Annotated in this window: 6 protein-coding genes, 2 tRNA genes and 2 rRNA genes; 3 read left to right on the forward strand and 7 right to left on the reverse strand. The window is 43.3% G+C overall.

Annotation, left to right across the window (positions count from 1 at the left end; all coding sequences use genetic code 11):
* Positions 1-17: 17 nt before the first annotated feature.
* Positions 18-707: a phosphate regulon transcriptional regulator PhoB gene (gene phoB, locus CWO08_RS22570; protein ID WP_108021149.1), complete on the reverse strand. Its 690-nt coding sequence runs from the start codon at positions 705-707 to the stop codon at positions 18-20.
* A gap of 194 nt (positions 708-901) precedes the next feature.
* On the opposite strand from phoB, the gene rdgC reads away from it, so the two are divergent.
* From rdgC to CWO08_RS22585, 3 genes are all read left to right on the forward strand, one after another.
* Complete coding sequence (gene rdgC, locus CWO08_RS22575) at positions 902-1,816, forward strand: recombination-associated protein RdgC (RefSeq protein ID WP_017062534.1); 915 nt, start codon at positions 902-904, stop codon at positions 1,814-1,816.
* A gap of 206 nt (positions 1,817-2,022) precedes the next feature.
* Positions 2,023-3,426 (forward strand): tRNA 5-hydroxyuridine modification protein YegQ, encoded by a 1,404-nt coding sequence (gene yegQ, locus CWO08_RS22580; RefSeq protein WP_048663751.1) that lies wholly within the window; start codon positions 2,023-2,025, stop codon positions 3,424-3,426.
* 28 nt (positions 3,427-3,454) lie between these two features.
* Complete coding sequence (locus CWO08_RS22585; protein ID WP_004735061.1) at positions 3,455-3,709, forward strand: YfhL family 4Fe-4S dicluster ferredoxin; 255 nt, start codon at positions 3,455-3,457, stop codon at positions 3,707-3,709.
* Between the two features lie 40 nt (positions 3,710-3,749).
* On the opposite strand, the gene CWO08_RS22590 is transcribed toward CWO08_RS22585, so the two are convergent.
* From CWO08_RS22590 to CWO08_RS22615, 6 genes are all read right to left on the reverse strand, one after another.
* Positions 3,750-4,058: a hypothetical protein gene (locus CWO08_RS22590; protein WP_108021150.1), complete on the reverse strand. Its 309-nt coding sequence runs from the start codon at positions 4,056-4,058 to the stop codon at positions 3,750-3,752.
* Between the two features lie 273 nt (positions 4,059-4,331).
* A complete protein-coding gene (gene mepA / locus CWO08_RS22595; RefSeq protein WP_108021151.1) occupies positions 4,332-5,171 on the reverse strand; it encodes a penicillin-insensitive murein endopeptidase in 840 nt (279 codons plus the stop codon).
* A gap of 187 nt (positions 5,172-5,358) precedes the next feature.
* Positions 5,359-5,435: transfer RNA gene (locus CWO08_RS22600), tRNA-Trp, on the reverse strand.
* A 34-nt stretch (positions 5,436-5,469) separates the two neighbouring features.
* A tRNA-Asp gene (locus CWO08_RS22605) sits at positions 5,470-5,546 on the reverse strand.
* 67 nt (positions 5,547-5,613) lie between these two features.
* Positions 5,614-5,729: ribosomal RNA gene (gene rrf, locus CWO08_RS22610) — 5S ribosomal RNA — on the reverse strand.
* A gap of 133 nt (positions 5,730-5,862) precedes the next feature.
* A 23S ribosomal RNA gene (locus CWO08_RS22615) occupies positions 5,863-6,247 on the reverse strand; the annotation flags it as partial.

A 6,247-nucleotide genomic window follows, 5' to 3' on the forward strand; every position in this document is an offset into this window, starting at 1 on the left:
CTGGGTAGCGAGCCACACTAAGCCTTTATAGAAAAACGGTAGCCCGCACCGCGAACCGTTTGGATTAGCTTGTCGTGACCTGCAGATTCAAGTGCTTTACGCAGGCGTCGAATATGTACATCAACAGTACGATCTTCAACGTAAACGTTGGTGCCCCAGACGTTATTCAGTAATTGCTCTCGGCTGTATACACGCTCTTGGTGCGTCATAAAGAAGTGCAGCATTTTGAATTCTGTTGGGCCCATATCTACTGGACCTTCACTCGCGGTAACACGGTGTGATACAGGGTCTAGTTTAAGACCTTGAACGTCAATCACATCTTCCAATGCGGTTGGGGTTACTCGGCGAATAACCGCTTTCAGGCGAGCTACTAACTCTTTTGGCGAAAATGGTTTGGTAATGTAGTCGTCAGCGCCAACTTCTAAACCGCGAACCTTATCTTCTTCTTCACCACGAGCCGTCAGCATCACCACTGGGATGTTACGAGTTAACTCTTCACGCTTCATGTGCTTGATAAAGTTTATCCCGCTACCACCAGGTAGCATCCAATCTAGTAATACTAGATCTGGGAAAGGTTCACATAGCTTGTTTACCGCTGTATCGTAATCTTCAGCCTCTACTGCTTGGTAGCCTTTTTGTTCAAGTACAAAACACAGCATCTCACGAATAGGTGCTTCATCTTCAACGACCAGAATCCTTCTCGACATAATTGAATAGCCTTTGTATTTAATCAACGCATTGCATTATCTGAGTTAATTATGACACTTTTGTGACCTTTGAAAACAAATTTTCATATAACTGTCTCAAACGTTTCACTTTACAACTTTTGATACAGAGCTAAGGACAAATCGAATTAGATCTCATATCATGAAGCACTTCTAAAAAGGTATGAGAAAAATTTATGTGGTTTAAAAATTGCCTAGTCTATCGCTTCAACCGTGATATTGATTTCAACGCAGATCAGCTAGAGAAACAACTTGAAGAATTCCGCTTTACTCCTTGTGGTAGCCAAGACAAACAGAAGTTTGGTTGGGTACACGCAATGGGTAGACATGGCGATATGATGACGCACGTATCAGAAAACCGCATTCTTATCTGTGCAAAGAAAGAAGAGAAGATGCTACCCGCTTCTGTGATCAAAGAATCACTGAACGCAAAAGTAGAAACGCTTGAGGCAGAGTCTGGTACCCCTCTGAAAAAGAAAGAGAAAGACAGCCTAAAAGAAGACATCATCATTGATCTACTTCCTCGCGCATTCAGCCGCAGTAATTTTACATACGCGCTGATCATGCCAAAAGAAGGTTTCATTGTGGTTGATGCGAGTAGCTATAAAAAAGCAGAAGATGTATTGGCATTGCTACGTAAGACAATGGGTAGCCTGCCAGTAGTGCCTGCTATTCCAGAGCAAGCGATCGAAACAACATTAACTGAATGGGTTAAGTCTGGCGATACGCCTCAAGGTATCACTATGCTTGATGAGGCAGAGCTAAAATCTATTCAAGAAGACGGCGGTATTGTTCGAGTTAAGAAACAAGAACTAGAAGCTGATGAGATTAAAAACCACATCGAAGCCAATAAGATGGTGACGAAACTTCTTATCAACTGGCAAGACCGTATTGAGTTCATTCTTGCAGAAGATGGCAGCATCAAGCGCCTGAAATTCAGTGATGAGCTCAAAGACGAAAACGACGATATTCCTCGTGAAGATCAAGCTGCGCGTTTTGATGCAGACTTCTCTCTACTTTGTGGTGAGTTCAGTGTTTTCCTTCCAAATCTATTTGAATCATTAGGCGGGTTAACTCAACCTAACGCTTAATCAGTCAAACTATAAGCTCAGGTGCTAACGGTATCTGAGCTTATTTCTCACTAAGTTCTCACTTATATCTGTCTCTAGACCCTCTTGTTAATGTCATTGCTATCTTTAGGGCTATCAACCAAACTCATTTTAGCGTAAAATTTGCGCCCCTTTGATATCACTTGGTGGTATCAACCTGACTTGAGATCAGATTAGAGAACGAAGCAATGACTACACAAAAACCATTTGTACCTGAACTATTATCACCGGCAGGAAGCCTTAAAAACATGCGTTACGCATTCGCCTACGGCGCAGATGCAGTATACGCTGGCCAGCCACGTTACAGCCTTCGCGTTCGTAACAACGAGTTCAATCACGAAAACCTACAAATTGGTATCGATGAAGCTCATGCTCAAGGCAAAAAGTTATATGTTGTATGTAACATTCAGCCGCACAACTCTAAATTAAAAACATTTATTCGCGACCTTAAACCTGTTGTCGATATGGGCCCAGACGCTCTTATCATGTCAGATCCTGGTCTTATCATGATGGTTCGTGAAGCATTCCCTGAGATGCCAATCCACCTTTCTGTTCAAGCAAACGCAGTAAACTGGGCGACCGTTAAGTTCTGGTCAACTCAAGGCGTTGAGCGTGTGATTCTATCTCGTGAGCTTTCTCTTGAAGAGATCGAAGAGATTCGCGAACACTGCCCTGAAACAGAGCTAGAGATCTTTGTTCACGGTGCACTTTGCATGGCGTATTCTGGTCGTTGCCTACTTTCTGGCTACATGAACAAACGCGATCCAAACCAAGGTACTTGCACTAACGCTTGTCGTTGGGAATACAAAACAGAAGCGGCAAAAGAAGACGAAAACGGTCAGATCGTTGAAGCAAACCCTACTGGTGTTGAGATTCAAGAAGTAGAAGTTCAAGACGAACGTCCAGACAACACACTAGGTCTTGGTAAACCAACCGACGAAGTCGTTCTACTTTCTGAGTCACATAAGCCAGAAGAGAAAATGGCAGCGTTTGAAGATGAGCATGGTACTTACATCATGAACTCAAAAGATCTTCGCGCGATCCAACACGTTGAACGCCTAACGAAGATGGGTGTCCACTCTCTGAAAATCGAAGGTCGTACTAAGTCTTTCTACTACTGTGCACGTACAGCACAGGTTTACCGTAAAGCGATCGATGACGCTGTAGCAGGCAAGCCGTTCGATGAAAGCCTAATGGGTACACTAGAGAGCCTAGCTCACCGTGGTTACACTGAAGGTTTCCTACGCCGCCACACTCATGATACGTACCAAAACTACGAGTACGGTTACTCTATCTCAGACACTCAACAGTTTGTTGGTGAATTCACAGGTAAGCGCCGCGGTGACCTAGCGGAAGTAGAAGTGAAGAACAAATTCCTAGTTGGCGATAGCTTAGAAATGATGACACCGAAAGGTAACGTTGTTTTCACGCTAGAGATGATGGAAAACCGTAAGTCTGAAGCAGTAGAAGATGCGAAAGGTAACGGTCACTTTGTATTTATCCCTGTACCAGCAGATCTAGATCTAGAGTACGGCTTGTTGATGCGTAACTTGAGCGAAGGCCAAGACACACGTAACGCATCAGGTAAGTAACTTTACTTAGAAAACCGAGAAGTAAGCAATGGCTCTGTTAATCACTGACAAGTGCATAAACTGCGATATGTGTGACCCTGAATGCCCAAATGGTGCAATCACTATGGGTGACAGTATCTTCGAGATCGATCCAGATTTATGTACTGAATGTAAAGGTCACTATGAGAAGCCAACGTGTCAATCTGTATGCCCGATTACCAAGTGCATCATCACTGACCCCAACCATATTGAAACTGATGATGAGCTACTTGAGAAGTTTGTTATCATTCAAGGCTTGACCTAAAAGAGAAAAGGTTCAACTTATTGTAAGTTGAACCTTTTTTTTATCCTGACTTTTCGATTGGATAAATATTGCAGAAGAGCTCTTTTTCAAATTGATATTCGAGTCGCTCCCGCCAATTTATCGACTGAGAAACAGGAACTAGATAAAAGTGTTCCCGCCCAGTATCAGTCACAAATGCCATTCCATACTTCATCAATTCATAGTGAACATCATTCACGAAGCTAGGGTCTAAGCGTTGTCTACCTGTCAGTTGGGTAATGTCATCTCTCGAAATCGAAATACCAGAACTTTCAGCGTTGAACCTATGTCTTAACCATTCTGAAAATTCCTTGGCACAAATCATAGTCATAGTCTTATCCTTGAATTATCTATCGACGGGTATCAGACTCTGATTTCGCATACTGCATATAAGCCGCATCTTTCACCCTAAAACACTCCATCCCTGACCAAACCTTGTCAAATTCGTCATCGCCGTTGCTGATACCGTAATTGATTTTATTAATATCAAACGATATTCTTAATCTAGTGTTTATAAACTCTAGACAAAAGTGTGACATTTCTCCAGTTTCAGAGACGAGAAAGCCAGTGTCGTGACCACTGTAATTAACCTTGATAGATGCGATTACTTATTAGATATCAAGGCTAAACATTGACTTGGCATCACTTTAACTTTCTTCTTTTTCTTACTTTTTACGACTTTTTTAGGAGGAGGAACAGGTATAGTTTTCGGAGCCCAACTTGCAAGTTCGTCTCCACAACCATCACCTTTAGGAGGGCTTGCTTGGGCTATGCAGTTTGAACTCCCTTCAGGGCACTTCAAGCGAACATGAAAATGTGAATGATGTCCCCACCAAGGTCTGATTTTTCCAAGCCAAGCTCTATCATCTGCGTCAGAATCTTCTTGCTCACAAAGGGTTTGCTTAATCACTGGATGAACAAAAATACGCACCACTTTTTCATCTTTCGCTGCATAACGAATAACTTGAAAATGCTCATCAGTCCAATTCGATTGACGCAATTTGTAGTTAGTAAGATCCACAACGCTCACAGGTTTAGGCACAGCTAACTCGTTTTCTGACAATCTCTTACTCGTTAACCTTAACCATATATCAATATCTAACCCGGTTTGATGACTTGAATGACCGGAAGAAAAGCGCCCTCCTCTAGGAAGAGAAATATCACCGACCAATAAATTAGTATTGAGTTTCTCGCTAGTAGTTACACCTAACCTCTCGATAAACTTTATAGCTTCTGTATGGCCATAGTAGCGTTCTCTTTGGGGACGAATGATTTGATACCCCAAACCATTAATAGGTAGAGCCTGTGCTCCATCAAGGCAGCCATTAGCATAACTACCTATTGATGAGGTTGAGTTTCTTGTCGGGATTTTTTCTTCTTCCCATGGGGTTGCCAAAGCAGAAAATGAATAAAACAGGACAACTAAAACAAAAGATAACCTCATAACCGTTCCATGTAAGTGATGCATATTATCTATACTAGTCGGCATTCGAGAAGAGTTGACGATTATTGGTAACTTTTTGGGGATAGACAGAGAGGTATTTGAGGTGGAAGAAGCTGAAAGGGGATTATGAAGTATTTCGCCACCAGAAAGTAAAAAGGCTCTAGTCTTTCGACTAGAGCCTTAAATATGGCAGGGGTGGAGAGATTCGAACTCCCAACACGCGGATTTGGAATCCGCTGCTCTGCCAATTGGAGCTACACCCCTATTTCAGTTTTAAAGAGCTGAAACTCTGAATAAGTGGCGGAGTGGACGGGACTCGAACCCGCGACCCCCGGCGTGACAGGCCGGTATTCTAACCAACTGAACTACCACTCCGCAGTGGTCAACTCACTAAGTGAGCGTCCATATCTCCAGGTCGGTCAACCTAAAGATTTAATTTAAAGCCTGGCGATGTCCTACTCTCACATGGGGAAGCCCCACACTACCATCGGCGCTATTGTGTTTCACTTCTGAGTTCGGCATGGAATCAGGTGGGTCCACAATGCTATGGTCGCCAAGCAAATTTTTCTTTTACTTTCAGTTTTTTAAAAACTGAAGGCAAAATAATCTGGAAAACTGATTTAAAATTCTCTTCAAACTCATTCAAGCGTTTGGTATTTCTATTGAGTCCACAAAACCCCTTGGGTGTTGTATGGTTAAGCCTCACGGGCAATTAGTACAGGTTAGCTCAATGCCTCGCAGCACTTACACACCCTGCCTATCAACGTCGTAGTCTACGACAACCCTTTAGGACGCTTAAAGCGTCAGGGAAAACTCATCTCAAGGCTCGCTTCCCGCTTAGATGCTTTCAGCGGTTATCGATTCCGAACTTAGCTACCGGGCAATGCCATTGGCATGACAACCCGAACACCAGAGGTTCGTCCACTCCGGTCCTCTCGTACTAGGAGCAGCCCCTTTCAATTTTCCAACGCCCACGGCAGATAGGGACCGAACTGTCTCACGACGTTCTAAACCCAGCTCGCGTACCACTTTAAATGGCGAACAGCCATACCCTTGGGACCGACTTCAGCCCCAGG

It is taken from the genome of Vibrio sp. 10N.286.48.B8 (genome assembly GCF_003050085.1).
GTDB lineage: Bacteria > Pseudomonadota > Gammaproteobacteria > Enterobacterales > Vibrionaceae > Vibrio > Vibrio crassostreae.